The following is a 25925-nucleotide window of genomic DNA, read 5'->3' as shown; positions in this document are numbered from 1 at the left end:
ATAGCGGGTCGGCCTGCTTTCGCGATCGCTGTGGGAGCGGCCTTGTGTCGCGAAATGAGGGCGAAGCCCTCACATGCTCACAGCCATACACAGTCCCAATGGGGATACTCGCCAGCCCGCCGCACCAGGCCGGCCCGAATGGGGTTGGCGATGATGTAGCGGGCCACCGCTCGCACATCCTCCTCGCGACGCAAAGCCCGGTCATGAAAGCTGGTTTGCCAGATATGCCGTCTTTCAGCACCGGCCTTGTACAAGGCACAGCTGCTTCTGGATTTGAATTCGCACATTAGCCTACCCAGGCTCACTGGACCCAGCTCGATAAGCCAGTGAAGGTGATCCGGCATCAACACCCATGCCAGCGATCGACAAGCCTTGCGCTCATCGCTGAACCGCAACTGCTGGATCACGGTCCTGGCGAATCGGAAGTCTTTGAACAACGGCGTTCGGCTGCGGGTAGTTGTGGTCAACAGGTAGAGGCGCCCGGATTCGGACACCGGGCCATTACGTAAACGATGGGAGCCTGGACGTTCCATGTCTTTCTCCTTTGAATTGTGCATTCAAAGTTAGCGCCGCGAATGCGACGGGCGAGGACAGGACCATTACCGGGTATGACACGGTGAGGGCTTCGCCCTCATATCGCGACACGAGGCCGCGCCCACAAAAACAAGCAATCCGTGCAGTTTTTGCGGGGCGGCCCCGTCAATTACGACGACAGGTACGAAGACCGGGTCAAGCCCAGGCGCAAGGCATCCAGATACTGGGTCCGCTCGCGCGCAGTGATCTTGGCGCTGGCAACCTTGTCGCGGTAATGCGTCATCAACTCCTCCGGCGACAGGTGCACGTAGCGCAGCATGTCTTCGATGGTGTCGTGGGTTTCGATACCGGCGTGGTACACGCTGCCGTCGGCATTCTGGTAGATGTTCACCGAGTCGGTGTCACCGAACAGGTTGTGCATGTCACCCAGGATTTCCTGATAGGCACCCACCAGGAACACGCCCAGCAGGTAATCCTCGCCCTCCTTCACCGCATGCACCGGCATGCTGGTTTCGATACTTTGCTCGTCAACGTACTGGTTGATCTTGCCGTCGGAGTCGCAAGTCAGGTCCTGCAATACCGCACGCCGCATCGGCTCTTCGTCCAGGCGGTGCAGCGGGATGATCGGCAGTACCTGGCCGATGGCCCAGGTGTCTGGCAGGCTCTGGAACACCGAGAAGTTGCAGATGTACTTGTCGGCCAGCTTGTCGTTCAGCTCGTCCAGCACCTGGCGGTGCGAGCGCTGGCGGGCTTTCAGCGAGTTGTGCAGGCGGCGGCACACGGCAAAATAGCACTGCTCGGCCAAGGCTTTCTCGCCCAGGCTGATCTTGCCGTCGGCGTACTGCGCGGCCACATCACCCATGTAGTGGGTGGCACGCCAGTAGGTCTCGGTGACCATCTCGATGTCGGTCGGGCCAAGCAGATCGGCCAGCCACTGCACGGTCTCGGGCAGGGCTTCCTTGTTCTCGATGGTGGGTACGTCGTCGTTGTGCTTCTCGACATCGGTGACCTGGATCACCAGCATGGCGTGGTGCGCGGTCAGCGAACGGCCACTCTCGGAGAAGATGTGCGGGTGTGGCAGGCCCTGCGCGTCGCAGAACTCCTTGAGCATGCCCACCACCACGCCGGCGTAGTCGTCCATGTCGTAGTTGATCGAGCTGGCATTGCGCGAGTGGGTGCCGTCGTAGTCCACACCCAGGCCGCCACCCACGTCGATGTGATCGACCGGCAGGCCCAGCGCACGCAGTTCGCCGTAATAACGGATGGCCTCTTTGAAGCCGTGCTGGTAGTCGGCCAGGTTGGCGATCTGCGAACCCATGTGGAAGTGCAGCAGGCGGATGCCCTGGTCCAGACCGGCATCGCGGAAGCGCTGCACCACCGAGAGCAATTGGGCGGCGGACAAACCGAACTTGGACTTCTCGCCACCGGTGTCGGCCCACTTGCTCGAGGCCAGCGACGACAGGCGAACACGCAGGCCAACCTGCGGTTTCACCTTGAGCTCGGCGGCTTCTTCGATCACCAAGGCTACTTCCGACTCTTTCTCGATGACGATGAACACGTTGTGGCCGAGCTTCTGGCCCATCAGCGCCAGGCGAATGAACTCACGGTCCTTGTAGCCGTTGCAGACGATGGTGCCGCCCTTCGGCGCCAGCGCCAGCACTGCCAGCAACTCGGGTTTGGAGCCGGCTTCCAGGCCAATGGAAACGTTCTGCGTGGCGATGATGTTCTCCACCACCGCTTCCTGCTGGTTGACCTTGATCGGGTACAACGCGGTGTACTGGCTCTGGTATTCCAGGCGCGCGATGTTGGCGTCGAAGGCGCCGGTCAGCTGGCGCACACGGTCCTGCAGAATGTCAGGGAAGCGCACCAGCAAGGGCAGCGACAAGCCGCTCTGGCGCAGTTCGTCGACCTGCTTGAACAGGTCAATCGGAGCACTGTCAGGGCCGTTGGGGCGTACTTCGACGCGCCCGGCGTCATTGATGGCGAAATAGCCAGCGCCCCAATGGCGGATGCCATAAACACTGCGGCTATCAGCCACGGTCCATTGGCTACCATCGTCTTTGCGTGTGCGTCGTACGGACATTCAAGTCCCCTATAGATAAGTCGAAGACACTGCCCGCAGGCAGCGGGGCGAGTGTAAAAGCTGAAAATGACGATTCATCCGTGCTCAGGCATAGACTCTGACCACGGGAACGAGTTTAGAAAGCGCTGGGCAAAAAATCGCGCGGTGGCTTCAGCCGCCGGACTTTTTCGCCTTGAAACCCTGTTTGGTCAGCTCGCCGATCAACAGCTCGACATGGTCGCCCTGGATCTCGATAACCCCGTCCTTCAGCGCGCCGCCGGTACCGCAGCGGCGCTTGAGCGTGGTCGCCAGTTCTTTGAGCTGGTCAGGCGGTAGCGGCACGCCGGTGACGGTGGTCACGGTCTTGCCACCACGGCCTTTGCTTTCGCGGCGCACGCGGGCAATGCCGTCGCCTTCGGGGATGGTTTGCTGCTTGCAGATGCAGGCATCCACCGGCTGGCCACAGTCGGGGCAGTGCCGACCGGCGTCGGTGGAGTACACGAGACCGCCAAGGGCGGAAAAGGAAGAAGCTTTCTTGGCCACTTTTGTTCCTCGGTGCTGAGGACAAAAACTGGTCGTGCCTTGGGGTTGAGGCCGACCGCGAAGCCCCACTCTGGCAGGGGCGGCGCTACTGCTGCAAGAATTGCGGCAGCCCGAAAAGGGCGCGCAGTGTAACGATAAATACGCCTGTTGTGTAGGAGCGGGTTTACCCGCGAACAAGGGCAAAGCCCTTGCCCTGCGAAACGGGTGTCTGGGCCGGTATTTCGCGGGTAAACCCGAGGCTACACAGTGGCCTTGTAGCGCTGCAACGCCGCCAACGAGTCCGGGCAATAAGGCTTGCTCAGGCTTTCCTGCTCAGCCTGTTCCAGACCGATGAAGCGCGCCTCGATCACCTCTTCCGGCTGCAACCGCAACGGCGCATCCGACACCGCCGAATATACTGCACACCACAAGCGGTTATCCGGCTGGCCAAAGTAGAACCGCTCGTGGAAGCGCAACTCAGCGCCTTCGATGCCCAGCTCTTCGGCCAGCTCGCGCGCTGCCGATTCGGCATACGCCTCCCCAGCCGTGACCATGCCGCCCGCCGCCACATCCCAATACCCTGGGTACAGCGCCTTGCTCAGCGTACGCCGGTGTACACACAATTCACCGGCACTGTTGAACAGCAGAATGAACGTGCAGCGCCCGATCAGGCCACGCTCGCGCAGCTCGGCACGGGGCAAGGCGCCCAGTACCTGGTCGGTCTCGTCCACCCAGGTGACCAGCTCGCGGTCGGAAGCCGCCCGATGGGCGGCCTCGGCGGGGCTGATAGCCATCATCAACCCTGCGACAACAACTGACGCAGGTCGATTACCGCAGCGTTGGCCCGGGAAATGTAATTGGCCATGACCAACGAGTGGTTGGCCCACATGCCGAAGCCACTGCCGTTGAGCACCATCGGGCTCCACAGCGCCTCTTGTGAGGCCTCCAGCTCACGAATGATCTGGCGCACGCTGACGGTGGCATTCTTCTTCGCCAGCACGTCGGCGAAGTCAACCTCGATGGCACGCAGCAGGTGCGACAGCGCCCAGGCTTGGCCACGGGCTTCGTAGAACACGTTGTCAATCTGCAGCCATGGGGTTTCTACCAGCTCCTCGTCCACCTGCGGCGCCTGACCGGCAACGACCGACTCGGTCTTCAACGTGCTGTTGAGCTTGACCCGCCCAACGCTTGCCGACAGGCGCTGCGACAGCGAGCCCAGACGGGTGGCCACGTCACCCAGCCAGTTGTTCAGGTTGTCGGCGCGGGTATAGAAGATCGCGCCCTTGTCGCCAGCAGCCAGACGGGTCTGGTAACGGGTCAGCGACTTGATGCCTTCTTCGAACTCCGACTCGCTCGACGGCAGGATCCAGCTCTTGTTGTCGAAGTTGAAGCGTGGCTCGGCCTTGGCCAGGTCGGCGTCTTCGGTGGACTGCGACTGCGAACGGGCGAAGTCTTTGCGCAGAGCACGGGACAGGTCGCGGACCTGGACCAGCACGCCATATTCCCAACTTGGCATGTTGTCCATCCACAGCCCTGGCGGGAAGCGGTCGTTGGAAATGTAGCCGCCCGGCTTGTTCAACAAAGTGTTGGCCACGGTCTTGAGGGTTTCGACGGTGGTATAGCCCACCACCATCTGCTGGCCAGCACGTTCGGCTGCGGCCTGGGCGTTTTGCTGCACCGGGAACAGAGCAGGCTCCTGGCTCCAGTACCAGCCCAGGCCGATACACACCAGCAGGTACAACCCGATCAGGGTCCCCAGGGCACGGCTCCAAAGGCCGCCAAGGTAGCTACGGGCGGCAGCGCCACGCCCGTCGACACGCTCACGGGGCTCGGCTTTGGCCTCTCGGTTTTTCCAGTCCAGCATGGCTTTGTCCTTAATCAGTCACGACGGTTCAGGGGCTTTGACCACAGGCCTGCGCTAGGGTGCCACGGTAAGCCCGAATGCCAGCACTATAAAGCAGACACCACCGTACGCATAAGCGACCATTCAGTCAGCAACTGAATATTCGTTCTGCCCGCTTTGTTGACGCAGGGCACTCACGCACTTGAAAAGAGCTGCTAGCATAGAGCCATCATTGCCCCTGCACATCCCAACCTATAAGTAGCCAGGACATGAGCCAAGCAGTCGAGCCGAGCCCGCAGTGCCCCGTCCAACAGCTGACGCGTAACGGCCTGCGCAAGGACGATCCGCTCGACCAGTTGCATCTGCCCGTGCGCAAACCGGTGTACATCCTGCTGCAGGACCACGAGCGCGCCCAGCGCCTGGCCCAGCAACTGGAATTCTTTGGTCTGGTGGTGCAAGCGTTGCCGAGCGCCGCAGCGTTTCTCGCCTCGATCAGCGAGTACCCGCCGTCGGCCATCATCATGGATGTCGACTTCACCGGCGCCGGGCTGGGCTTGCTGCTGGCCGCTCAGGTGCAGCAGGGCCTGGCACGCTCCATTCCGTTGCTGTTCTTCAGCCATCACGAAGCCGACACCCCTACCCGCCTTGCCGCAGTACGCGCCGGCGGTCAGGATTTTCTCACCGGCAGCCTGGAAGCCTCCAGCTTGCTGGAAAAGGTCGAACTGCTGACCAACACCGCCCCGCACGACCCGTTGCGCGTGCTGATCATCGACGATTCGCGCACCCAGGCCATGTACACCGAGCGTGTACTGGCCGGCGCCGGCATGCTCACCCGCAGCCTGACCGACCCGATCCGCACCATGGCCGAGCTTGCCGACTTCCAGCCCGACCTGATCATCCTCGACCTGTACATGCCGGCCTGCACCGGCCCGGAGCTGGCCAAGGTAATCCGCCACAGTGACCGGTATGTGAGTGTGCCGATCATCTACCTGTCTGCCGAGGACGACCTGGACAAGCAACTGGATGCCATGAGCGAAGGCGGTGATGACTTTTTGACCAAGCCGTTTCGCTCACGCCACCTGATCACTACCGTGCGCAACCGCGCCGCCCGCGCCCGCCATTTGAAGGCGCGCATGGTTCGCGACAGCCTCACCGGGCTGTACAACCACACTCATATCCTGCAGTTGCTGGAAGACTGCAGCTTCCGCGCCCGCCGTGAGCAGCAGCCGTTGAGCTTTGCCATGCTCGACATCGACCACTTCAAGAAGATCAACGACCGCCATGGCCACCCCATGGGCGACCGAGTGATCAAGAGCCTTGCTCTATTCCTCAAGCAGCGCTTGCGCAAGACCGATTTCATTGGCCGCTACGGTGGCGAGGAATTCGCCATCGTCATGCCCAATACCGCGCTGGACGCCGCACACAAAGTGCTGGACGAAATTCGCCGGCGCTTTGCCGAAATTCTCTACCCGGCGCAGCCACGAGACTTGCAGTGCACCTTCAGCGCCGGCGTGGTGCAACTGGATGAGGGGCTGGATGCACTGACCATGGCCAGCGCAGCGGACGAGGCGCTGTACCGGGCCAAGCATGCGGGGCGCAATTGCGTCGTTCGTGTAGAGCCCTGAAATTCGCACTCACTGTGCCGGCTTCTTCACAGACTCGCCCGCTTCCCCAGGCATTTCACACACCTCAAATCTGGAGGTAAACCTGTGGGAGCGGGCAAGCCCGCGAAGAGGCCAGTGCAGGCCACACCAATAGAGGCACTGTGCCACTTTTTTTCTGACGCCAAGCCCCTGGCGTCATCACCCCGTCACAAAATCGCAATAACTTCAGGCGCCTACCTCTCCCCTGCGCAGGAAGTTCGCGGCTATGCGCCTGAAGTGGCTGACCAATTTCAACACCCTGTTGCTGGTAACCGTGTGTATCGCCTTGGGCGCCACCCTGTGGTGGTCGCAGCGCGCCCTCGAGCGCCCCTACCAGCTGATGGAGCGCTATCTGGGCCTGTCCCAGCAGTTCCAGAACCAGGCGGCGCGCAATATCCAGGCCTACCTGGGCAGCGGCGATGCCCTGCGCCAGGCCGCCGCCATGGAGGCGACCCAGCAGTTGCAGGCCGCACTGACGGACTGGCCGGTAGAGCTGGCCGAGAAGTTACGCCCCAGCCTGGATAGCCTGCAGGCCTTCACCGCCAATGAACTGCTGGCCGCCGGCAAGCTGGCCGGCGACCCACAAGCCCTGCTGCTGCAAGCCGAGCGGGAGCTGGGGGCGAACTTCGAGCAGATGGCCAGCTACGCCCGCGACAGTGGCAACGCCGAGGCCAATCGCTACTTGCAGCCCTTGCTCGACGCCACCCTGCATCTGGGGCGGCTGTCATTGGCTCGCGACAAGCTGGTCAGCAGCGGCCGCCCAGAGCTGGCCGACGAGGTGGAGCGCGAACTGCAACTGATCCGCGCCCAGGCCCAGACGGTCGACGGCCTGCCACTGCTCGGCGTAACCCGCGCGGCCGAATCCGGAGCCGACGACTTCGCTGCGATGATGGGCCTGGAATCCCAGAGCAGCGCCCAGCAGGAAGACATTGCCGTGGGCCTCAAGCGTGAATTGCAAAGCCTGCTCAACCGCTACCCGGCCGAACTGCAACGCACCCGCGAACAGATCGAGCGCCGCGCCGAGCTGGCCGCCACCACCGGCCAGCGCCTGGAAGCCGTACAACAGGCCATCGCCGCGCTGGAACCCGAAGTACGCGGCCAGCATGCGAAAATCGCTGCCGAGGTGCGCATCATCCAAGGCCTGATGATCGGCCTTATCCTGCTGATCGCCCTATTGATCGATACGCTGCAACGGCGCCTGGCCCGTACCCTGACCGGACTGGCCCCGGCCCTGTCACGCTGGGCCGAGGGCGATTTCGCCCAAGCCATCGCCCTGGGCAAGACCAACCGCGAACTGCACGACATCCAGGAGTCGCTCAACCGCCTGCGTCAGTACCTGGTGGAGCTGGTCGGCACCATCCGCCATAACGCCGAGCAGGTGGCCGGCAGCAGCCATGCCCTGGCCGGCATGAGCGCTGCGCTGCACGGCGGCGCCGAGCGACAGGCCGGCGATACCGGGCAGATCCGCGATGCCTTGGGCGAGCTGGAAGCAACCATTCAACAAGTGGCTGGTGATGCCAGCGCAGCCGCCGAGGCCAGCCGCGATGCCGGGCGTGCGGTGGAACAAGGCCAGGCGGTAATCGGCCAGAGCCTGTCGGGCTTGCGTGAACTGGTCGATGAAGTGCAAGGCAACGCCCGCATGATCGAGCAACTGGCGGAAGAATCGGCAACCATTGGCGGGGTGCTGACGGTGATCCGCTCGATTGCCGAGCAGACCAACCTGCTGGCACTGAACGCCGCGATCGAAGCGGCCCGCGCCGGCGAAATGGGCCGTGGCTTTGCCGTGGTTGCCGATGAGGTGCGCTCGCTGGCTCAGCGCACCACGGGGGCTACCGGCGAGATACAGGCATTGATCGACCGCTTGCAGCAGGCCGCCAGGAGTTCGGTGGCGGGGATGCGCGCGCAACTGGAACACGCCGAGGCCACGGCCAACCAAGCCCAGGCGGCGGATGGGGCACTGGATGAGATTGTCTGTGCCATTCGTACCATTTCCGATACAGCGGTGCGGATTGCCGATGTCACGGCGCAGCAGAGTGGCGCGGTCAGCGAGATTCGTGATCACAGCGAGCGGATTCACGAACTGGGTGAAGACAACCTGCAGCGCATTGGCGAGGGGCGTGAGCAAGGCGAACAGTTGCTGAGCCTGGGCGGTGAGCTGAACCGGGCGGTGCGAGCGTTCAGGGTCTGAGTCAGCGGGTGGTCGCCACGACAGGTGTAGCAGTTGGGTGGTGTTCGACGGGACATGTGCTGCGCCTGGGAGATCGAGCGCCGCCCGCGCGGCGCTTCGCGGGTAAACCCGCTCCTACGTTTGTTTCGGGCCAATTATTCCTGCGCATCCGTTATCATGCCGGGCACGTTCCACCTCGCGAGTCCGCCATGCGCCGCCTGTTTTTCATGCTGTTCCTGCTGCTGGCCAGCCCTGCCTTCGCCGCAGGCCTGCTCGACAACCGCCCCAGCGCCACCCTCGGCGCCGCTTCGCTGGCCAACAACGCCGACTTCCTGCCGGTACACGAGGCCTTCAAGCTCAACCTGGTCCAGGCCGATGCGCAAACCATCAAGCTGCGCTTCGTCGCCACCGATGGCTACTACCTCTACCGCCACCGCTTCCAGTTCCACACGGAACCGGCCGATATCACCCTGGGCACGCCGAACATCCCCAAGGGTGAGCCCAAGCACGATGAATTTTTCGGCGACGTCGAGGTGTACCACGGCGTGCTCGATATCGAGTTGCCGCGCAAAGACCCACGCGCCTTCACCCTGCTGGTGGGCTACCAGGGTTGCGCCGACAAGGGCTTGTGCTACCCACCGGAAACCGCACGCCTGAGTATTGATGGCGAAGGCGCTGCAAACGCGCCGGCCACCCGCGAGCACGGCTGGAACTGGAAGTCGCTGCTGCTGTTCTTCCTCGCCGGGGTCGGCCTGACCTTCACCCCCTGTGTCCTGCCGATGTTGCCGATCCTCTCCGGTGTGGTGCTGCGCGGCCAGGTTGGCGGCGTGCGCGGCCTGGCGCTGTCGCTGGCCTACGTGCTGCCAATGGCGGCCAGCTTCGCGGTACTCGGCGCACTGATGGGCCTGTTCGGTGCAAGCCTGAACCTGCAGGCGCGCCTGCAGTCGGCCTGGGTGCTGGTTCCCTTCGCGCTGTTCTTCGTGGTGTTCGCCCTGGCCATGTTCGGCCTCTTCGAGCTGAAGCTGCCCCAGGCCCTGAGTAACCGCCTGAACAACGTCGCCAATCACACCCGGGGCGGCTCGCTGCTGGGCGCAGCAGTGCTCGGAGTGCTCTCCAGCTTGCTGGTTTCTCCGTGTGTATCGGCGCCCTTGGCCGGTGCCTTGCTCTATATCAGTGCCAGTGGCGATGCCCTGGGTGGCGCGCTCAAGCTGTTCGCCCTGGGTTTGGGCATGGGTGCGCCGTTGCTGCTGGTGGCCACCGGGGGCGCGGCCTGGCTGCCCAAAAGCGGCCCGTGGATGAACACCGTGAAAAACGCCATCGGCGTACTGCTGCTGGGGCTGGCCATCGGCTTGCTCAGCCGTGTACTGCCAGGCCCTGTGACCTTGCTGTTGGTCGGTTTCCTCGCCGCGGGTGTGGCACTGTTCCTCGGCGCCCTTGAATTCGTCGTCAAGACGGCACCCCAGCGCCTGGCGCAACTGCTCGGTCTGGCCTTGCTGGTGTACGCGCTGGCTTGCTGGTACGGCGCCCTCACTGGCCAGGGCGACCCGCTGCGCCCGCTGCCGGTTGCGTCACTGACCGCCAGCGGCGGCCTGCCAGCAGCAAAAGCCGATGCCTGGCAGACCATCACTACCCCTGATGCGTTGGACGCAGCCCTGGCGCAGGCCAAGGCTGCCGGCCAGCCAGTGCTGCTGGACTGGTACGCCGACTGGTGCATCAGTTGCAAAGTGATCGAGCATGAGGTGCTCAATGCACCACAGGTGCAAACACAGCTGTCCGGCTTCAAATTGCTGCGTTTCGACCTAACCGAAAGTAATGCCCAGCAACGCAAACTGCTCGACCGCTACCAGCTGTTCGGCCCACCCGCCCTGCTGTTTTTTTCTGGGAACGGCAGCGAAATTACCGCTGATCGGGTGATTGGCGAGATAAATGCAGGTGAATTTGCGCACGTTCTGGCACGCGTGCGCGACAAAGTCGGTCTATAACTTCCCGCGAGCCCGGAAAAATCCTGAAATGAATGACCGGATTTAATCATCCGGTCACATACTTCGCGCGAACCTCGGACATCGTGCTGCCTATTGCCGGGAACTGGACACTTGCCGTCGCTTTACGGCACACTCGGCGCGCTGTGTCGAATTGCCCTACAAATCCAAGGAATCCGCAGATGGCAACGCTACTGGTGCTCCACGGCCCCAACCTCAACCTGCTCGGCACTCGCGAGCCGGGCCACTACGGCGCCGTGACCCTGGCTCAGATCAACCAGGACCTGGAGCAACGTGCCCGCGCCGCAGGCCACCATCTGCAGTACCTGCAGAGCAATGCCGAATACGAACTGATCGATCGCATTCACGCCGCACGCAACGAGGGTGTGGACTTCATCCTGATCAATCCGGCTGCTTTCACTCACACAAGCGTTGCATTACGTGACGCATTGCTTGCGGTGAGCATCCCATTCATCGAAGTGCACCTGTCCAACGTGCACAAACGCGAACCGTTCCGTCACCACTCCTACTTTTCCGATGTTGCCGTAGGGGTTATCTGCGGTCTGGGCGCCAGCGGTTATCGCCTGGCCCTGGAGTCCGCGCTGGAACAACTGGCTGCCAACGCACAGCCCAAATGATGAAAACCCTGGCCTAAGTGGGCCGGGGTTCGAGAGAAACGTTTCAGATACGTTTTTTTGTATTTCGCCCCCTGACCGAACCTTTGGGAGTTGATGATTAATGGATATCCGTAAAGTCAAGAAACTGATCGAGCTGCTGGAAGAGTCTGGCATCGACGAACTGGAGATCAAGGAAGGCGAAGAGTCGGTCCGTATCAGCCGTCACAGCAAGACTCCAGCTGCCCAGCAGTTCTACGCACCGGCGCCTATGGCTGCCGCCCCTGCCGCTGCTCCGGTCGCTGCTGCTGCCCCAGCCGCCGAAGCTGCTGCTGCTGCCCCAGCCCTGAAAGGCACCGTGATCCGTTCGCCAATGGTAGGTACCTTCTACCGCAAGCCTTCGCCGACCTCGCCTAACTTCGCTGAAGTTGGCCAGTCCGTGAAGAAAGGCGACACCCTGTGCATCGTCGAAGCCATGAAGATGATGAACCACATCGAAGCCGATATTGGCGGTGTCATCGACGCCATCCTGGTAGAAGACGGCCAGCCGGTTGAGTTCGACCAGCCGCTGTTCACCGTCGTTTGAATCGCGGAGAGCCAACGATGTCTGGGAAGCTCGAAAAAGTCCTGATCGCCAACCGCGGGGAAATTGCCCTGCGGATCCTGCGTGCCTGCAAAGAGCTGGGTATCAAGACCGTCGCCGTGCACTCCACTGCTGACCGTGAACTGATGCACCTGGGCCTGGCAGACGAGTCGGTCTGCATCGGCCCTGCATCGTCCAAGGATTCCTACCTGCATATCCCGGCAATCATCGCTGCCGCCGAAGTGACTGGCGCCACTGCGATTCACCCGGGTTACGGCTTCCTGGCGGAAAACGCCGACTTTGCCGAACAGGTGGAAAAATCCGGTTTCGCCTTCATCGGCCCGAAAGCCGATACCATTCGCCTGATGGGCGACAAGGTTTCGGCCAAGGACGCGATGATCAAGTCGGGCGTACCGACCGTACCGGGCTCCGATGGCCCACTGCCAGAAGACGAAGAAGTTGCCCTGGCGATTGCCCGTGACGTCGGCTACCCGGTGATCATCAAGGCCGCCGGTGGCGGTGGTGGTCGCGGCATGCGCGTGGTGCACAAGGAAGAGGACCTGATTTCCTCGGCCAAGCTCACCCGTACCGAAGCCGGTGCAGCCTTCGGTAACCCGATGGTTTACCTGGAGAAGTTCCTGACCAACCCACGCCACGTGGAAGTACAGGTACTGTCCGACGGCCAGGGCAACGCCATTCACCTGGGCGACCGCGACTGCTCGCTGCAGCGCCGTCACCAGAAGGTACTGGAAGAAGCACCAGCCCCGGGCATCGATGAGAAAGCCCGTCAGGAAGTGTTCAAGCGCTGCGTCGATGCGTGCATCGAGATCGGCTACCGTGGTGCCGGTACTTTCGAGTTCCTGTACGAAAACGGCCGCTTCTACTTCATCGAGATGAACACCCGCGTGCAGGTTGAGCACCCGGTATCGGAGATGGTCACTGGCATCGACATCGTCAAGGAGATGCTGAGCATCGCCGCTGGCAACAAACTGTCGTTCCGCCAGGAAGACGTGGTGATCCGTGGCCACTCGCTGGAGTGCCGGATCAACGCCGAAGACCCGAAGAAGTTCATCCCGAGCCCAGGCAAGGTGAAGCACTTCCACGCCCCAGGCGGCAATGGCGTACGCGTCGATTCGCACCTGTACAGCGGTTATTCGGTTCCGCCGAACTACGACTCGCTGATCGGCAAGCTGATCACCTACGGCAAGGACCGCGACGAAGCCATGGCGCGCATGCGCAATGCCCTGGACGAGATCGTCGTCGACGGCATCAAGACCAACATCCCGCTGCACCGCGACCTGGTGCGTGATGAAGGCTTCTGCAAAGGCGGCGTCAACATTCACTACCTCGAGCACAAACTGGCCAACCAGGAGTGATCGTGTAGTGTGATGTACCAGAACCCCGGCCCTGTGCCGGGGTTTTTTATTGCCTGCCAGAATCTGGGGCCGCGTCGCGGCCCTATCGCGACACAAGGCCGCTCCCACAGATTCCGCGCATGCCTCAGGACTGACGCCGTCTTTGTAGGAGCGGCCTTGCGTCGCGAAAGGGGCGCAGCGCGCCCCCAGGGCTCTACCCCTTCATCCGCGGCATGTCGATACGATGCTCATGCACTCGCCGATAAAGCGTCGCCCGCGAAATACCCAAAGCGCGCGCCGCATCAGCCGGCTTCCAGCGATGGCGGATCAGCGCGTCCAGCAGCAGCTGCCGGGCCGGGCACGACACCCCGCTTTCGGCCGAGCCAACCGCTTCACCACGCACCTCCTGCGGCAGATCCTGCAGCCGCACCTGCCCGCCCTCACTCACCGCACAGGCATACCGCAACACCTGCCGCAGCTGGCGCAAATTGCCCGGCCAGCGATAAACCAGCAGCGCCTGCAGCGCGTCATCCGCCAACACCACCTCCACCCCGCAAGCTGCAGCCTCTTCGGCCAGCAACTGATGAATCAGCCCCAACCGGTCATCACGCTCACGCAAAGGTGGTAGCTCGAAGCGGGCATTGGCCAGGCGGAAGTACAAGTCCTCACGAAATCGCCCGTCCTCAACCATCGCCGCCAGATCGCGATGGGTCGCACAGATCACCTGAATATCCACCCGCTCCCGCCGTGCCGCACCCAGCGGCGCCACCTCCCCCTCCGCCAGCACCCGCAGCAGGCGGGTCTGCAGGTTCAGCGGCATGTCCCCGATCTCGTCGAGGAACAGCGTGCCGCCACCGGCCTGCTGCAACAGCCCTTGCATGCCTTTGCTGGAAGCCCCGGTGAAGGCCCCGGCCACATAGCCGAACAACTCGCTCTCGATCAGGGTTTCCGGAATGGCCGCGCAGTTCAGGGTAACGAACGGGCCATCACAGCGCTGGCTTTGCTGGTGCAGTTGGCGGGCGAATACCTCCTTGCCGGCCCCGGTCTCACCCAGCACCAGCACCGCCAGGTTGCAATCCTTGACCCGAGTGGCCAGCCGCAGGTGCTGCTCGATACGGGTGTCCTGGGCCTGGCGTACAGGCTGCGCACGCTGGCGTTGCTGCGGTGCGCTGACCCGGCCATACAAACCGCCCAGACCGGGCAGGCGCTGGGCGGACGACGCGCTCACCCGGCGCAGCTGGTCGATGTCGAACAGTTCGCCAATGTGCTCGGGCAAACGCCCCAGGCGCTCCACCAACCGTTGCCGCGCCAGGCTGTTGATCGCCTGCAAGCGGCCATCGGCATCCCAGGCAAGCAGATAGTCGGGCTGGCTCTCCACATAGCCGGGCGTGCCATGGGCGCGCATCACCCAGTGGCCTTGGGCGCTGTGCATGAAGAAGGCGTTTTCGATCTCGCGGGCCGTCTGCTCGACCAGTTGGCGGATCAGGTGCTGGCTGCGCCGATCGTCCGGCGACTGCAAGGCCGACACATCGACCACGCCCAGCAACTCACCCAACGGGTCGAACACCGGCGCCGCCGTGCAGGTCAGGCCAATGAAGGCGGCGCGAAAGTGATCGCGCTTGTGCACCGTGACCGGGGCCTTGCTGGTGAGCACTGCCGCCACACCGCATGTGCCCTCCTCACCCTCCGACCAGCAGGTCCCCAGATACAGCCCGGCCTTGCGACAGTCGTTGCGGATGGCCGACTCGACCCGGTAATCGATGGTGCGCCCTTGGGCATCGGTCAGCAACACACAGTAGTCAGCGCCGCGTACCCGCTCGTGCAAACGGGCCACGGCATCGCTGGCGATACGCAGGAACAGCTCGGCGCGTTCGCGGCATTCATTGAGCAGGCTTTGGGAAAGGATACGCGGCCCCTGCTGGGAACCGGGGTCGAGACGGTACACATCCATGGAGCGGCGCCATGAATCGAGGATCAGCGGTGGTACCGGCGCCTGCGGCAGGCGGTCGGCATTCTTCAACACCCTGCTGACGCAGTCCACATGGGCTCGGGAGTTCGCGGCAAGCATTCAGGCCCTCCGGTTCTCGTTGCTGTTTTTATCGTTGTCCGGCCATTAAGCGCCTCTGGGCATGCCCCGACAAGCACTGTGTGATTACCGGCCGGCTTGAGACGCAGCGTCTCAGCGTCTCGGCAACGCAGGCCTGGCGCTGGCACCCGGCGTCTCGCCGCCACACCCGTGAAGCCCTGACCGATCACGACCAGAGCCCTCTAGCCCGGCCACTTCAGCCATCGCGAAGAAAGCTGGCACCCCGCTTGCTCCTGCCCTTGCAAACAAAAACACGAGGTGCGCCATGCCGCTACCCGCCCCGATTGTCGGGATCATTGCCAACCCTGCCTCTGGCCGCGACCTGCGCCGCCTGACCGCCAATGCCGGGCTCTATTCGAGCACCGACAAGGCCTCGGCCATCCAGCGCCTGCTGGCCGCTTTCGGTGCCACCGGCATTGGCCAGGTGTTGCTGCCCAGCGACATGACCGGCATCGCTGCCGCGGTGCTCAAGGCCAGCCAAGGCCCGGGGGCCCGTGACCAGCATTGGCCGGCCATCGAGATACTCGACCTGCCACTGACCCAGACCGTGGCCGATACCCGCCTGGCTACTCGGCGCATGGTCGAGCGCGGCGTGGCGATGATCGCCGTACTGGGCGGGGATGGCACCCACAAGGCGGTCGCCGCCGAGGCCGCTGACGTGCCGCTGCTGACCCTGTCCACCGGCACCAACAACGCCTTCCCCGAACTTCGTGAAGCCACCAGCGCGGGCCTGGCCGGTGGCCTGCTTGCCAGCGGCCGGGTACCGGCAAGCATCGGCTTGCGCCGCAATAAACGCTTACTGGTGAACGTGCCAGAACAACAGCTGGCCGAATGGGCCTTGGTCGAGGTGGCCGTGTCGCCGCAGCGCTTCATCGGTGCCCGTGCGCTCAGCCGCAGCGAGGATCTCTGCGAAGTCTTCGCCTGCTTCGCCGAACCCCACGCCATCGGCCTGTCGGCCCTGTGCGGCCTGTGGTGCCCCGTGTCACGCCAAGACCCGCACGGCGCCTGGGTTCGCCTGGCCCCCGGCGCCGAACAGGCGTTGTTGGCGCCGTTGGCGCCCGGCCTGCTGCAAGCCTGCGGCATCTCTGCCTGCGGTGCGCTGACGCCCGGCGTCGCCCATCGCCTGAGCCTGGCCAGCGGCACCCTGGCCCTGGACGGCGAACGCGAAATCGAATTTGCCGAGCATGACACGCCCACCATCACCCTCGACCACCAAGGCCCACTCAGCGTGGACGTCGAGGCCGTACTGGCGCATGCCGCCCGCCACCACTTGCTGGCCGTCCCGCGCGGCCACCGCCTGCACCCTGCAAACCCGTGTTGAGACAACCCCGGAGAACAACAAGATGTCCAATCAACTCAGTACTGAACAACTGCTGCATGCCTATGAAGTCATGCGGACCATCCGCGCCTTCGAAGAACGCCTGCATGTGGAGTTCGCCACCGGCGAAATTCCCGGCTTCGTCCACCTGTATGCCGGCGAAGAAGCCTCTGCCGCCGGGGTCATGGCCCACCTGCGCGACAGCGACTGCATCGCCTCGACCCACCGCGGCCATGGCCACTGCATTGCCAAAGGTGTGGACGTGTACGGCATGATGGCCGAGATCTACGGCAAGAAGACCGGCGTGTGCGGCGGCAAAGGCGGCTCGATGCACATTGCCGACCTGGAAAAGGGCATGCTCGGTGCCAACGGTATCGTCGGCGCCGGCGCACCACTGGTGGCCGGGGCGGCGCTGGCGGCCAAGCTCAAGGGCCGCGATGACGTGTCGGTAGCCTTCTTCGGCGATGGGGCATCCAACGAGGGCGCCGTGTTCGAAGCCATGAACATGGCGTCGATCATGAACCTGCCCTGCATCTTCGTGGCCGAGAACAACGGCTACGCAGAGGCCACTGCCTCCAACTGGTCCGTCGCCTGCGACCATATTGCCGACCGCGCTGCCGGCTTCGGCATGCCAGGCGTCACCATCGACGGCTTCGACTTCTTTGCCGTATACGAGGCCGCCGGCGCCGCCATCGAGCGCGCCCGCTCCGGGCAAGGGCCGTCGTTGATCGAGGTCAAGCTCAGCCGTTACTACGGCCATTTCGAAGGCGATGCGCAAACCTACCGCGCCCCTGATGAAGTGAAGAACCTGCGCGAATCCCGCGACTGCCTCATGCAGTTTCGCAACAAAACCACCCGCGCCGGCCTGCTCACGGCCGAGCAACTGGACGCCATCGACGCCCGCGTCGAGGACCTGATCGAAGACGCCGTTCGCCGCGCCAAGTCCGATCCCAAGCCACAGCCCGCCGACCTGCTCACCGACGTCTACGTCGCCTACCCCTGAGCCGCGGAATACAAGAACAACAGGAGAACCACCATGGCAAGAAAGATCAGCTACCAGCAGGCCATCAACGAAGCTCTGGCCCAGGAAATGCGTCGCGACAACACAGTGTTCATCATTGGCGAAGACGTCGCCGGCGGTGCCGGTGCGCCCGGGGAGGATGACGCCTGGGGTGGCGTGTTGGGCGTGACCAAAGGCCTGTACCACCAATTCCCCGGGCGCGTGCTTGACGCGCCGCTGTCGGAAATCGGCTACGTCGGCGCCGCCGTCGGTGCTGCCACCCAGGGCCTGCGCCCGGTGTGCGAACTGATGTTCGTCGACTTCGCCGGCTGCTGCCTGGACCAGATCCTCAACCAGGCCGCCAAGTTCCGCTACATGTTCGGCGGCAAGGCAGTGACCCCGCTGGTGATGCGCACCATGTATGGCGCCGGCCTGCGCGCGGCCGCCCAGCACTCGCAGATGCTCACCTCGCTATGGACGCACATCCCCGGCCTGAAAGTGGTGTGCCCATCCTCGCCTTACGATGCCAAGGGCTTGTTGATCCAGGCGATCCGCGACAACGACCCGGTGATCTTCTGCGAACACAAGCTGCTGTACAGCATGCAGGGCGAGGTGCCGGAAGAGGTGTACACCGTACCGTTCGGCGAAGCCAACTTCGTGCGCGATGGCGACGACGTGACCTTGGTTACCTACGGGCGCATGGTGCATGTGGCGCTGGAGGCCGCCAACAACCTGGCCCGTCAGGGCATCGACTGCGAAGTGCTGGACCTGCGTACTACCAGCCCGCTGGACGAAGACAGCATTCTGGAAAGTGTGGAGAAGACCGGCCGCCTCGTGGTGATCGATGAAGCCAACCCGCGCTGCTCGATGGCCACCGACATCAGCGCGCTGGTGGCGCAGAAAGCTTTCGGCGCACTCAAGGGCCCGATCGAAATGGTCACCGCGCCGCATACCCCGGTGCCGTTCTCCGACGCCCTGGAAGACCTGTACATCCCTGACGCGGCGAAGATCGAAGCCGCCGTGCGCAAGGTGATCGAAGCCGCAAGGAGTGCCGCATGAGCCAGATCCATACCCTGACCATGCCCAAGTGGGGCCTGTCGATGACCGAGGGCCGGGTGGACACCTGGCTCAAGCAGGAAGGTGACGAAATCAGCAAGGGCGACGAGGTGCTGGACGTCGAGACCGACAAGATCAGCAGCAGCGTCGAAGCGCCGTTCAACGGCGTGCTGCGCCGCCAGGTGGCCAAACCGGATGAAACCCTGCCCGTCGGCGCACTGCTGGCGGTGGTCGTCGAAGGCGAAGCAGAAGAGGCTGAGATCGATGCTGTGGTACAGCGCTTCCAGGCCGAGTTCGTCGCCGAAGGTGCGGCCGACCAGAGCCAGGGGCCGGCCCCACAGAAGGCGGAAGTAGGCGGACGCCTGCTGCGCTGGTTCGAGCTGGGTGAAGGCGGCACACCGCTGGTGCTGGTACACGGTTTTGGCGGTGACCTGAATAACTGGCTGTTCAACCACCCGGCACTGGCTGCAGAACGCCGGGTCATTGCCCTCGACTTGCCGGGCCACGGCGAGTCGGCCAAGGGCCTGCAACGGGGCGACCTGGATGAGCTGAGCGAAACCGTGCTCGCCTTGCTCGACCACCTGGACATCGCCAAGGCCCACCTGGCCGGCCATTCCATGGGCGGCGCCGTCAGCCTCAACGTGGCGCGCCTGGCCCCGCAGCGGGTGGCCAGCCTGAGCCTGGTGGCCAGCGCCGGTCTGGGCGAAGCGATCAACGGGCAGTACTTGCAAGGTTTCGTCACCGCGGCCAACCGCAATGCACTCAAACCGCAGATGGTGCAATTGTTTGCCGACCCGACGCTGGTCACCCGGCAAATGCTGGAGGACATGCTCAAGTTCAAGCGCCTGGAAGGTGTGGACCAGGCCCTGCAGCAGCTGGCAGGCGCGCTCGCCGACGGCGACCGGCAGCGCCACGACTTGCGCGGGGTACTGGGCAATCACCCGGCACTGGTGGTGTGGGGTGGCAAGGATGCGATCATCCCGGCCAGCCATGCCGAGGGCCTGGAAGCCGAAGTACTGGTGCTGCCAGAGGCCGGCCACATGGTGCAGATGGAGGCGGCCGAACAGGTCAACCAGCAACTGCTCGCATTCCTGCGCAAGCACTAAGCCCTTTTCGTGAGCCTGGAGAACAACAATGAATGACCTGAGCCACACCCACATGCGCGCTGCCGTCTGGCATGGCCGCAACGATATTCGTGTCGAACAGGTACCTTTGCCGGCCGACCCTGCGCCGGGCTGGGTGCAGATCAAGGTGGATTGGTGCGGCATCTGCGGCTCCGACCTGCACGAGTATGTTGCCGGCCCGGTGTTCATCCCGGTAGAGGCCCCGCATCCGCTGACCGGCATTCAGGGCCAGTGCATCCTCGGCCACGAATTCTGTGGCCACATCGCCAAGCTTGGCGAAGGCGTGGAAGGCTATGCCGTAGGCGACCCGGTGGCAGCAGACGCCTGCCAGCATTGCGGCACCTGCTATTACTGCACCCATGGTCTGTACAACATCTGCGAACGCCTGGCCTTCACCGGTCTGATGAACAACGGTGCCTTCGCCGAGCTGGTCAACGTGCCCGCCAACCTGCTCTACCGGCTGCCGCAGGGCTTCCCTGCCGAAGCCGGGGCACTGATCGAACCGCTGGCGGTGGGTATGCACGCGGTGAAAAAGGCCGGCAGCCTGCTTGGGCAAACCGTTGTAGTGGTGGGAGCCGGCACCATCGGCCTGTGCACCATCATGTGCGCCAAGGCTGCGGGTGCGGCGCAGGTCATCGCCCTTGAGATGTCCTCTGCGCGTAAAGCCAAGGCCAAGGAAGTGGGCGCCAATGTGGTGCTGGACCCCAGCCAGTGCGATGCCCTGGCGGAAATCCGCGCACTGACAGCAGGGCTGGGCGCCGATGTGAGTTTTGAGTGCATCGGCAACAAACATACGGCCAAGCTGGCCATCGACACCATCCGTAAAGCAGGCAAGTGCGTGCTGGTGGGTATTTTCGAAGAGCCCAGCGAGTTCAACTTCTTCGAACTGGTGTCCACCGAGAAGCAGGTGCTGGGGGCGTTGGCGTACAACGGCGAGTTTGCCGACGTGATTGCCTTCATTGCTGATGGTCGTCTGGATATTCGCCCACTGGTAACCGGCCGGATCGGATTGGAGCAGATTGTCGAGCTGGGCTTCGAGGAACTGGTGAACAACAAAGAGGAGAACGTGAAGATCATCGTTTCACCAGCTGTGCGCTGATTGTACCTTGAAGGCAACGTGGCACCTGTGGGAGCGGGCGCGCCCGCGAAGAAGCAACACGGTGGAGGGCACCGGCTTCGCCGGTGTTCGCGGCTGAAGCCGCTCCTACAGGGTACGCGCAGGGTACACGGCCTATGCGCCGAGACATGGGCTCACTGTCTCAGGCTCCCATTCTGCGTCATACTCGGCAGACCTATTGCCCGGTCCTCGCCATGCGTCCACTGCTCCCCATTACCCTGCTCCTGCTGCTCGCCGCCTGTGGCGATGGCGAATCGCTGCTCCCACCGGACGCACGTCTGCCTGACGGTGGGCGTTACCGGGGGCAGGTGGTCGATGGCCTGCTGCAGGGTGAAGGCCGGATCGACTACCCCAACGGCAGCTGGTACGCCGGCAGCTTCAAGGACGGCCAGTGGCACGGCCAGGGCGAATGGCATGGCCAGAACGGCGAGGTCTACCGCGGCCAGTTCGCCGAGGGGCTGTTTCAGGGCCTGGGCGACCTGACCACCCCGGGCAGCCACTATAGCGGCACCTTCCGCCACGGCCGCCGCGACGGCGAGGGCACCCTCAAGCAAGCCGACCAGACCTACCGCGGCCAGTTCAAGGACGACCTGTACGACGGCGCAGGCCAGCTGGAGCTGGCCGACGGCAGTCGCTATCAAGGCTTGTTCGCCAAGGGCAAGCCCAACGGCGCCGGGGTGCGCAGCGATGCCAGCGGCAACCAGTTCAGCGGCCTCTTCGTCAACGGCCAGCTACAAGGCGCCGGCACCTACGACAGCGTTGATGGCGAGCAGTACATCGGCGAGTTCAAGGACAACCGCCTGGAGGGCCGTGGCCGCTACGAAAATGCCGATGGCGACGTGTGGATCGGTGAATTCAAGGACGGCTCGCTGAACGGCGAAGGGGAGCTGCTGGGCAGCGATGGCAGCCATTACAAGGGTGAGTTCGCCGACTGGCGTCTGTCGGGCCAGGGCAGCCTGCAACTGCCCGACGGCAGCAAGTACATCGGCGGGTTCCTGAACGATGCCTACCATGGCCACGGGCGACTGATCCTGGCCAGTGGCAAGGTCGAAAGCGGCACATGGGCCAACGGCGTGCGCGTGCGCGACCAGAATGGCAAGCTGCTGCCAGACCCACTGGACCTGGCTTTGCTCAACCAGGGCCGGCTGCTGGACGAGGCGCTGGCTCGGGTACCACGCTCGGCGCCACCGATCCAGCTGTATAGCCTGGTAGTGGCCGGCGATGGCCAGCAAAGCGTATTCCTGCGCGAAGCCGACTATGTCAGCAACATGCTCAGGGTGCGCTTTGGTGCGAGCGGCCAGGTGACGCTGGTCAACCACCGCGACCACATGGCCACACGCCCCATGGCCACCCGCGAGAACCTGTCCCGCGCCGCCACCACCCTGGCAGAGCGCAGCGGCCCTGAAGACCTGGTGTTCATCTACCTCACCAGCCATGGCAGCCAGGACCACCAACTGGTGCTCGACCAGCCCCGCCTGCAGCTGGCCGACCTGGCCGCTGACGAGCTGGCCACTGCCCTGGCACCGCTGAAGGATCGCGACAAGGTAATCGTCATCTCCGCCTGCTATTCAGGGGGCTATATCGCCCCGCTCAAAGATGAGCGCACGCTGATCATGACCGCTGCCCGGGCCGACCGCGTCTCCTTCGGTTGCTCGGAAGAAGCCGACTTCACCTACTTTGGCGATGCCCTGTTCGCGGAAGCGCTGAACCAGACCGACGACCTGAAACAGGCGTTTGAACTGGCCCGCGCCAGCGTTGCCGAAAGAGAACACAGGGAAGGCTTCGAGGCCTCCGAGCCGCAGCTGTGGGCACCGCCCGCCGTGCTTGAGCACTGGCACCACCTGCGCCAGCAACAAGCCAAAGAAGCGTTGCGTAACACCACACAGGCCAACGCGAGGGAACAGGCAAAAATGCCCGGCACTCACTAGACTTGTGTGTAACAAGGGAGAGACATCATGTACTTGACGCCTCAGCATGTCCTGCTTGCCGGAGCCACCGGCCTGACCGGTGAGCACCTACTGGACCGCCTGCTCAACGAGCCCACCATCACCCGCGTACTGGCGCCTACGCGCCGACCATTGGCCGAGCACCCGCACCTGGAAAACCCGGTGGGCGACCCGGCGGTATTCCTTCCGCAACTGGCTGGCCGGGTCGACATCGCTTACTGCTGCCTGGGCACCACGCTGAAGCAGGCCGGTTCCGAGTCGGCTTTCCGCGCAGTGGATCTGGACATGGTGGTCGCCTTCAGCAAGCGTGCCCGGGAAATGGGCGCGCGGCATCTGCTGGTGGTCAGTGCAGTGGGCGCCGACCCCAAGTCGTCAATTTTCTATAACCGGGTCAAGGGCGAGATGGAAGAAGCGCTCAAGGCTCAGGACTGGCCACAGTTGACCATCGTGCGGCCCTCGTTCCTGCTGGGCGAGCGGCTGGAGCCAAGGCTCACTGAACAGCTTGTTGCGCCGTTTTCCAGGTTGATACCCGGGAAGTACCGGGGAATCGAGGCTTGTACCCTGGCGCGGGCCCTGTGGCGGCTGGCGCTGGAGGAAGAAGACGGCGTGCGGGTTGTGGAGTCGGATGAGTTGCGCAGGTTGGGCAGGATCTAGGCTTCGCTCGTGCTGGCCTCTTCGCGGGCGTGCCCGCGAACGGCCATCACAGGCCGCCGGTGGCCTGGAAGCCTATGCCGGCCGCTGTCAGCAAAGACAACGGCAGCAGCAGGGTATCGAGCAGCATGCTGCCGGGCAGATCCAGGCGCGGATACGCCGGAGCGTCCGCACCGTAATGATCCCGCGGGCAACACCCGCCATTGATCACATACAAATCCAGCCGGGTACCGGCATACACCACCGGTGCGCCAGGCTTGTTGGCATCCAGCGTGCGTACCGTGGCGCAGCCCCCCAGCATCAACAGCGCCAGCAACCCTGCCAGTGCTCGCTTCAATCATCCACCCCGAAGTGGTGCTCGCCCCAACGCGGCAACATGTCCTGGGGGATGTTCAGCAGGTTGAGAATACGCGCCACGACAAAGTCGACCAGGTCGTCGATGGTCTGCGGCTGGTGATAGAACCCCGGTGCCGCCGGCAGGATCACCGCGCCCATCTGCGACAGCTTGAGCATGTTTTCCAGGTGGATGGTGGAGAATGGCGCTTCGCGAGGCACCAGGATCAGCTGGCGACGCTCCTTGAGGGTAACGTCGGCAGCACGCTCGATCAGGTTGTTGCAGGCGCCAGTGGCGATGGCCGACAAGGTGCCAGTGGAACAGGGGACCACCACCATTGCCGCCGGGGCGCCAGAGCCCGAGGCTACCGGCGACATCCAGTCTTCCTTGCCATACACACGGATCTGCCCATCGGCCGCGCCGGTGTATTCAGTCAGGAAGGCCTGCATCGCCTGGGGCTTGGCCGGCAACACGACGTCCGTTTCGGTGGCCATCACCAACTGTGCGGCCTTGGAGATCAGGAAGTGCACCTCGCGGTCTTCGCGTACCAGGCAATCGAGCAGGCGAAGGCCATACTGGGCACCCGAGGCGCCCGTCATGGCCAGGGTGATGCGCTCCGGTCCGTTCATTTCAGCGCCTCGGCCAGCTTGCCGTGCAGGCCGCCGAAGCCGCCGTTGCTCATGATCACCACATGGGTGCCTGGGCGAGCCTGGCCTTTGATCCGCTCGATGATCGCTTCGAGGCTGTCGGCCACCACGCTCGGCACCTTGCACTGCGCGGCGGTTGCGGCCAGGTCCCAGCCGAGGTTGGCCGGCGCATACCAGATCACCTGGTCGGCGTCGTTGACGCTTTCTGGCAGGCCGTCACGATGGGCACCGAGTTTCATCGAGTTGGAGCGAGGCTCGATCACCGCGATCACAGGCGCCTCACCCACCTGCTTGCGCAGGCCGTCGAGCGTGGTGGCAATGGCGGTCGGATGGTGGGCGAAGTCATCGTAGATGGTCACACCTTGTACTTCGGCAACCTTCTCCATGCGCCGCTTGACGCTCTTGAACGCACTCAGGCCGTCGATACCCATGGCCGGCACCACGCCTACATGACGCGCGGCTGCCAGGGTGGCCAAGGCGTTGGCGACGTTGTGCTGGCCGGTCAGTGCCCAATCCACCACACCCTGCACTTCACCCTCGAACAGTACTTCAAAGCGCGAGCCATCGGGGCTGAGCAGGCGGGCTTGCCACTGGCCGCCCTCCCCGGTGGTTTGCACAGGGGTCCAGCAGCCCATGCCGATCACACGCTCCAGCGCTTGCTCGGTGGTCGGGTGGATGACCAGGCCTTCGCTGGGGATAGTCCGCACCAAGTGGTGGAACTGCCGCTCGATCGAGGCCAGGTCCGGGAAGATGTCTGCGTGATCGAACTCAAGATTGTTGAGGATCGCGGTACGCGGGTGATAGTGGACGAACTTCGAGCGCTTGTCGAAGAAGGCGCTGTCGTACTCATCGGCTTCCACCACAAAGAACGGCGTGTCGCCCAAACGGGCCGACACCGAGAAGTTCTGCGGCACACCACCAATCAGGAAGCCCGGGCTCATGCCAGCGTGCTCCAGCACCCAGGCCAGCATGCTGCTGGTGGTGGTCTTGCCGTGAGTACCGGCAACGGCCAACACCCAGCGGCCTTGCAGCACGTGGTCGGCCAGCCACTGCGGACCGGAGACGTAGGGCAGGCCCTTGTTCAGCACGTATTCAACCGCTGGGTTGCCGCGCGACATGGCGTTGCCGATGACCACCAGGTCTGGCGCCGGATCCAGCTGGGCCGGGTCATAGCCTTGGGTCAGCTCGATACCCTGGGCTTCGAGCTGGGTGCTCATCGGGGGGTAGACGTTGGCGTCGGAGCCGGTGACGCGGTGGCCAAGTTCCTTGGCCAGCACCGCCAGCGACCCCATGAAAGTGCCGCAAATACCGAGAATGTGAATATGCATGGTCGACCTCGCAAAA

General features: G+C 63.7%; 22 protein-coding genes. 13 read left to right on the top strand and 9 right to left on the bottom strand.

From position 1 onward, the window contains the following. Positions 1-77 precede the first annotated feature (77 nt). From ACF8RA_RS17110 to ACF8RA_RS17090, 5 genes are all read right to left on the bottom strand, one after another. Positions 78-533 carry a transposase gene (locus tag ACF8RA_RS17110; protein ID WP_392460586.1) on the bottom strand — a complete coding sequence of 152 codons (456 nt, stop codon included), beginning with the start codon at positions 531-533 and terminating at the stop codon, positions 78-80. Between the two features lie 170 nt (positions 534-703). Continuing rightward, the gene (gene speA, locus ACF8RA_RS17105; RefSeq protein ID WP_176684389.1) at positions 704-2617 is read right to left on the bottom strand and encodes an arginine decarboxylase; all 1914 of its coding nucleotides are present in this window, start codon (positions 2615-2617) and stop codon (positions 704-706) included. Between the two features lie 150 nt (positions 2618-2767). Further along, on the bottom strand, positions 2768-3139 hold the full coding sequence (locus ACF8RA_RS17100; protein ID WP_176684388.1) for a translation initiation factor Sui1: 372 nt from the start codon (positions 3137-3139) through the stop codon (positions 2768-2770). Positions 3140-3378: 239 nt separating this feature from the next. After that, on the bottom strand, positions 3379-3912 hold the full coding sequence (locus tag ACF8RA_RS17095) for an NUDIX hydrolase (protein WP_392460585.1): 534 nt from the start codon (positions 3910-3912) through the stop codon (positions 3379-3381). A 2-nt stretch (positions 3913-3914) separates the two neighbouring features. Then, entirely contained in the window at positions 3915-4982 is a 1068-nt protein-coding gene (locus ACF8RA_RS17090) for a DUF2333 family protein (protein ID WP_176684386.1), read from the bottom strand. Between the two features lie 248 nt (positions 4983-5230). Between ACF8RA_RS17090 and ACF8RA_RS17085 the strand changes: the two genes are divergently transcribed. The 6 genes from ACF8RA_RS17085 to accC all read left to right on the top strand — a co-directional run bounded on the left by ACF8RA_RS17085 (position 5231) and on the right by accC (position 13323). Further along, a complete protein-coding gene (locus ACF8RA_RS17085) occupies positions 5231-6586 on the top strand; it encodes a diguanylate cyclase (RefSeq protein WP_176684385.1) in 1356 nt (451 codons plus the stop codon). A 244-nt stretch (positions 6587-6830) separates the two neighbouring features. Beyond that, the gene (locus tag ACF8RA_RS17080) at positions 6831-8792 is read left to right on the top strand and encodes a methyl-accepting chemotaxis protein (protein ID WP_176684384.1); all 1962 of its coding nucleotides are present in this window, start codon (positions 6831-6833) and stop codon (positions 8790-8792) included. A 188-nt stretch (positions 8793-8980) separates the two neighbouring features. Then, positions 8981-10753: a protein-disulfide reductase DsbD gene (locus tag ACF8RA_RS17075; protein WP_392460584.1), complete on the top strand. Its 1773-nt coding sequence runs from the start codon at positions 8981-8983 to the stop codon at positions 10751-10753. Between the two features lie 179 nt (positions 10754-10932). Further along, positions 10933-11388 carry a type II 3-dehydroquinate dehydratase gene (gene aroQ, locus ACF8RA_RS17070; RefSeq protein WP_003255330.1) on the top strand — a complete coding sequence of 152 codons (456 nt, stop codon included), beginning with the start codon at positions 10933-10935 and terminating at the stop codon, positions 11386-11388. 100 nt (positions 11389-11488) lie between these two features. After that, positions 11489-11950, top strand: coding sequence for an acetyl-CoA carboxylase biotin carboxyl carrier protein (gene accB / locus ACF8RA_RS17065; protein ID WP_176684382.1), 462 nt, complete (start codon positions 11489-11491; stop codon positions 11948-11950). A 17-nt stretch (positions 11951-11967) separates the two neighbouring features. Next, positions 11968-13323, top strand: a complete 1356-nt coding sequence (gene accC / locus ACF8RA_RS17060; RefSeq protein WP_003255333.1) for an acetyl-CoA carboxylase biotin carboxylase subunit — start codon at positions 11968-11970, stop codon at positions 13321-13323. 193 nt (positions 13324-13516) lie between these two features. Here the strand turns inward: accC and ACF8RA_RS17055 are convergent, their stop codons facing one another. Continuing rightward, entirely contained in the window at positions 13517-15370 is a 1854-nt protein-coding gene (locus tag ACF8RA_RS17055) for a sigma-54-dependent Fis family transcriptional regulator (protein ID WP_392460583.1), read from the bottom strand. A 283-nt stretch (positions 15371-15653) separates the two neighbouring features. Here ACF8RA_RS17055 and ACF8RA_RS17050 point away from each other — a divergent pair, with 283 nt between their 5' ends. The 7 genes from ACF8RA_RS17050 (at position 15654) to ACF8RA_RS17020 (ending at position 23603) form a co-directional block, all read left to right on the top strand. Then, a complete protein-coding gene (locus ACF8RA_RS17050; RefSeq protein WP_176684380.1) occupies positions 15654-16709 on the top strand; it encodes an ATP-NAD kinase family protein in 1056 nt (351 codons plus the stop codon). A gap of 22 nt (positions 16710-16731) precedes the next feature. Beyond that, a complete protein-coding gene (locus tag ACF8RA_RS17045; RefSeq protein WP_010951830.1) occupies positions 16732-17709 on the top strand; it encodes a thiamine pyrophosphate-dependent dehydrogenase E1 component subunit alpha in 978 nt (325 codons plus the stop codon). Between the two features lie 33 nt (positions 17710-17742). Continuing rightward, positions 17743-18765 (top strand): alpha-ketoacid dehydrogenase subunit beta, encoded by a 1023-nt coding sequence (locus tag ACF8RA_RS17040; RefSeq protein ID WP_274148801.1) that lies wholly within the window; start codon positions 17743-17745, stop codon positions 18763-18765. Then, complete coding sequence (locus tag ACF8RA_RS17035) at positions 18762-19868, top strand: acetoin dehydrogenase dihydrolipoyllysine-residue acetyltransferase subunit (RefSeq protein WP_392460582.1); 1107 nt, start codon at positions 18762-18764, stop codon at positions 19866-19868. The genes ACF8RA_RS17040 and ACF8RA_RS17035 overlap by 4 nt, the downstream gene beginning before the upstream one ends. 52 nt (positions 19869-19920) lie before the next feature. Next, positions 19921-20985 (top strand): 2,3-butanediol dehydrogenase, encoded by a 1065-nt coding sequence (locus ACF8RA_RS17030; RefSeq protein ID WP_245355382.1) that lies wholly within the window; start codon positions 19921-19923, stop codon positions 20983-20985. A gap of 212 nt (positions 20986-21197) precedes the next feature. Continuing rightward, complete coding sequence (locus ACF8RA_RS17025) at positions 21198-22931, top strand: C13 family peptidase (RefSeq protein WP_392519379.1); 1734 nt, start codon at positions 21198-21200, stop codon at positions 22929-22931. A gap of 27 nt (positions 22932-22958) precedes the next feature. Continuing rightward, the gene (locus ACF8RA_RS17020; RefSeq protein ID WP_176684376.1) at positions 22959-23603 is read left to right on the top strand and encodes an oxidoreductase; all 645 of its coding nucleotides are present in this window, start codon (positions 22959-22961) and stop codon (positions 23601-23603) included. A gap of 46 nt (positions 23604-23649) precedes the next feature. Here the strand turns inward: ACF8RA_RS17020 and ACF8RA_RS17015 are convergent, their stop codons facing one another. Genes ACF8RA_RS17015 through mpl form a run of 3 tightly spaced genes read right to left on the bottom strand, consistent with a single transcriptional unit; the run spans position 23650 to position 25909 of the window. Further along, positions 23650-23937 carry a YceK/YidQ family lipoprotein gene (locus tag ACF8RA_RS17015; RefSeq protein WP_176684375.1) on the bottom strand — a complete coding sequence of 96 codons (288 nt, stop codon included), beginning with the start codon at positions 23935-23937 and terminating at the stop codon, positions 23650-23652. Next, positions 23934-24563, bottom strand: coding sequence for a flavin prenyltransferase UbiX (ubiX, locus tag ACF8RA_RS17010; protein WP_003255348.1), 630 nt, complete (start codon positions 24561-24563; stop codon positions 23934-23936). Before ubiX ends, ACF8RA_RS17015 begins: the two co-directional genes overlap by 4 nt. Further along, positions 24560-25909 carry a UDP-N-acetylmuramate:L-alanyl-gamma-D-glutamyl-meso-diaminopimelate ligase gene (mpl, locus tag ACF8RA_RS17005; RefSeq protein WP_392460580.1) on the bottom strand — a complete coding sequence of 450 codons (1350 nt, stop codon included), beginning with the start codon at positions 25907-25909 and terminating at the stop codon, positions 24560-24562. Before mpl ends, ubiX begins: the two co-directional genes overlap by 4 nt. Positions 25910-25925 lie beyond the last annotated feature (16 nt).

This window comes from Pseudomonas sp. FYR_5, assembly GCF_043106315.1.
Lineage (GTDB): Bacteria > Pseudomonadota > Gammaproteobacteria > Pseudomonadales > Pseudomonadaceae > Aquipseudomonas > Aquipseudomonas putida_Y.
Note: the sequence above shows the minus strand (reverse complement) of the source record. Positions and strands in the feature narration are given on the sequence as shown.

Bases quoted from the DNA above. Each gene is read 5' to 3' on its own strand.
- ACF8RA_RS17110 (WP_392460586.1), bottom strand. From the start codon at position 533: ATGGAACGTCCAGGCTCCCATCGTTTACGTAATGGCCCGGTGTCCGAA.
- speA (WP_176684389.1), bottom strand. From the start codon at position 2,617: ATGTCCGTACGACGCACACGCAAAGACGATGGTAGCCAATGGACCGTG.
- ACF8RA_RS17095 (WP_392460585.1), bottom strand. From the start codon at position 3,912: ATGGCTATCAGCCCCGCCGAGGCCGCCCATCGGGCGGCTTCCGACCGC.
- ACF8RA_RS17090 (WP_176684386.1), bottom strand. From the start codon at position 4,982: ATGCTGGACTGGAAAAACCGAGAGGCCAAAGCCGAGCCCCGTGAGCGT.
- ACF8RA_RS17085 (WP_176684385.1), top strand. From the start codon at position 5,231: ATGAGCCAAGCAGTCGAGCCGAGCCCGCAGTGCCCCGTCCAACAGCTG.
- ACF8RA_RS17080 (WP_176684384.1), top strand. From the start codon at position 6,831: ATGCGCCTGAAGTGGCTGACCAATTTCAACACCCTGTTGCTGGTAACC.
- ACF8RA_RS17075 (WP_392460584.1), top strand. From the start codon at position 8,981: ATGCGCCGCCTGTTTTTCATGCTGTTCCTGCTGCTGGCCAGCCCTGCC.
- aroQ (WP_003255330.1), top strand. From the start codon at position 10,933: ATGGCAACGCTACTGGTGCTCCACGGCCCCAACCTCAACCTGCTCGGC.
- accB (WP_176684382.1), top strand. From the start codon at position 11,489: ATGGATATCCGTAAAGTCAAGAAACTGATCGAGCTGCTGGAAGAGTCT.
- accC (WP_003255333.1), top strand. From the start codon at position 11,968: ATGTCTGGGAAGCTCGAAAAAGTCCTGATCGCCAACCGCGGGGAAATT.
- ACF8RA_RS17055 (WP_392460583.1), bottom strand. From the start codon at position 15,370: ATGCTTGCCGCGAACTCCCGAGCCCATGTGGACTGCGTCAGCAGGGTG.
- ACF8RA_RS17050 (WP_176684380.1), top strand. From the start codon at position 15,654: ATGCCGCTACCCGCCCCGATTGTCGGGATCATTGCCAACCCTGCCTCT.
- ACF8RA_RS17045 (WP_010951830.1), top strand. From the start codon at position 16,732: ATGTCCAATCAACTCAGTACTGAACAACTGCTGCATGCCTATGAAGTC.
- ACF8RA_RS17040 (WP_274148801.1), top strand. From the start codon at position 17,743: ATGGCAAGAAAGATCAGCTACCAGCAGGCCATCAACGAAGCTCTGGCC.
- ACF8RA_RS17035 (WP_392460582.1), top strand. From the start codon at position 18,762: ATGAGCCAGATCCATACCCTGACCATGCCCAAGTGGGGCCTGTCGATG.
- ACF8RA_RS17030 (WP_245355382.1), top strand. From the start codon at position 19,921: ATGCGCGCTGCCGTCTGGCATGGCCGCAACGATATTCGTGTCGAACAG.
- ACF8RA_RS17025 (WP_392519379.1), top strand. From the start codon at position 21,198: ATGCGTCCACTGCTCCCCATTACCCTGCTCCTGCTGCTCGCCGCCTGT.
- ACF8RA_RS17020 (WP_176684376.1), top strand. From the start codon at position 22,959: ATGTACTTGACGCCTCAGCATGTCCTGCTTGCCGGAGCCACCGGCCTG.
- ubiX (WP_003255348.1), bottom strand. From the start codon at position 24,563: ATGAACGGACCGGAGCGCATCACCCTGGCCATGACGGGCGCCTCGGGT.
- mpl (WP_392460580.1), bottom strand. From the start codon at position 25,909: ATGCATATTCACATTCTCGGTATTTGCGGCACTTTCATGGGGTCGCTG.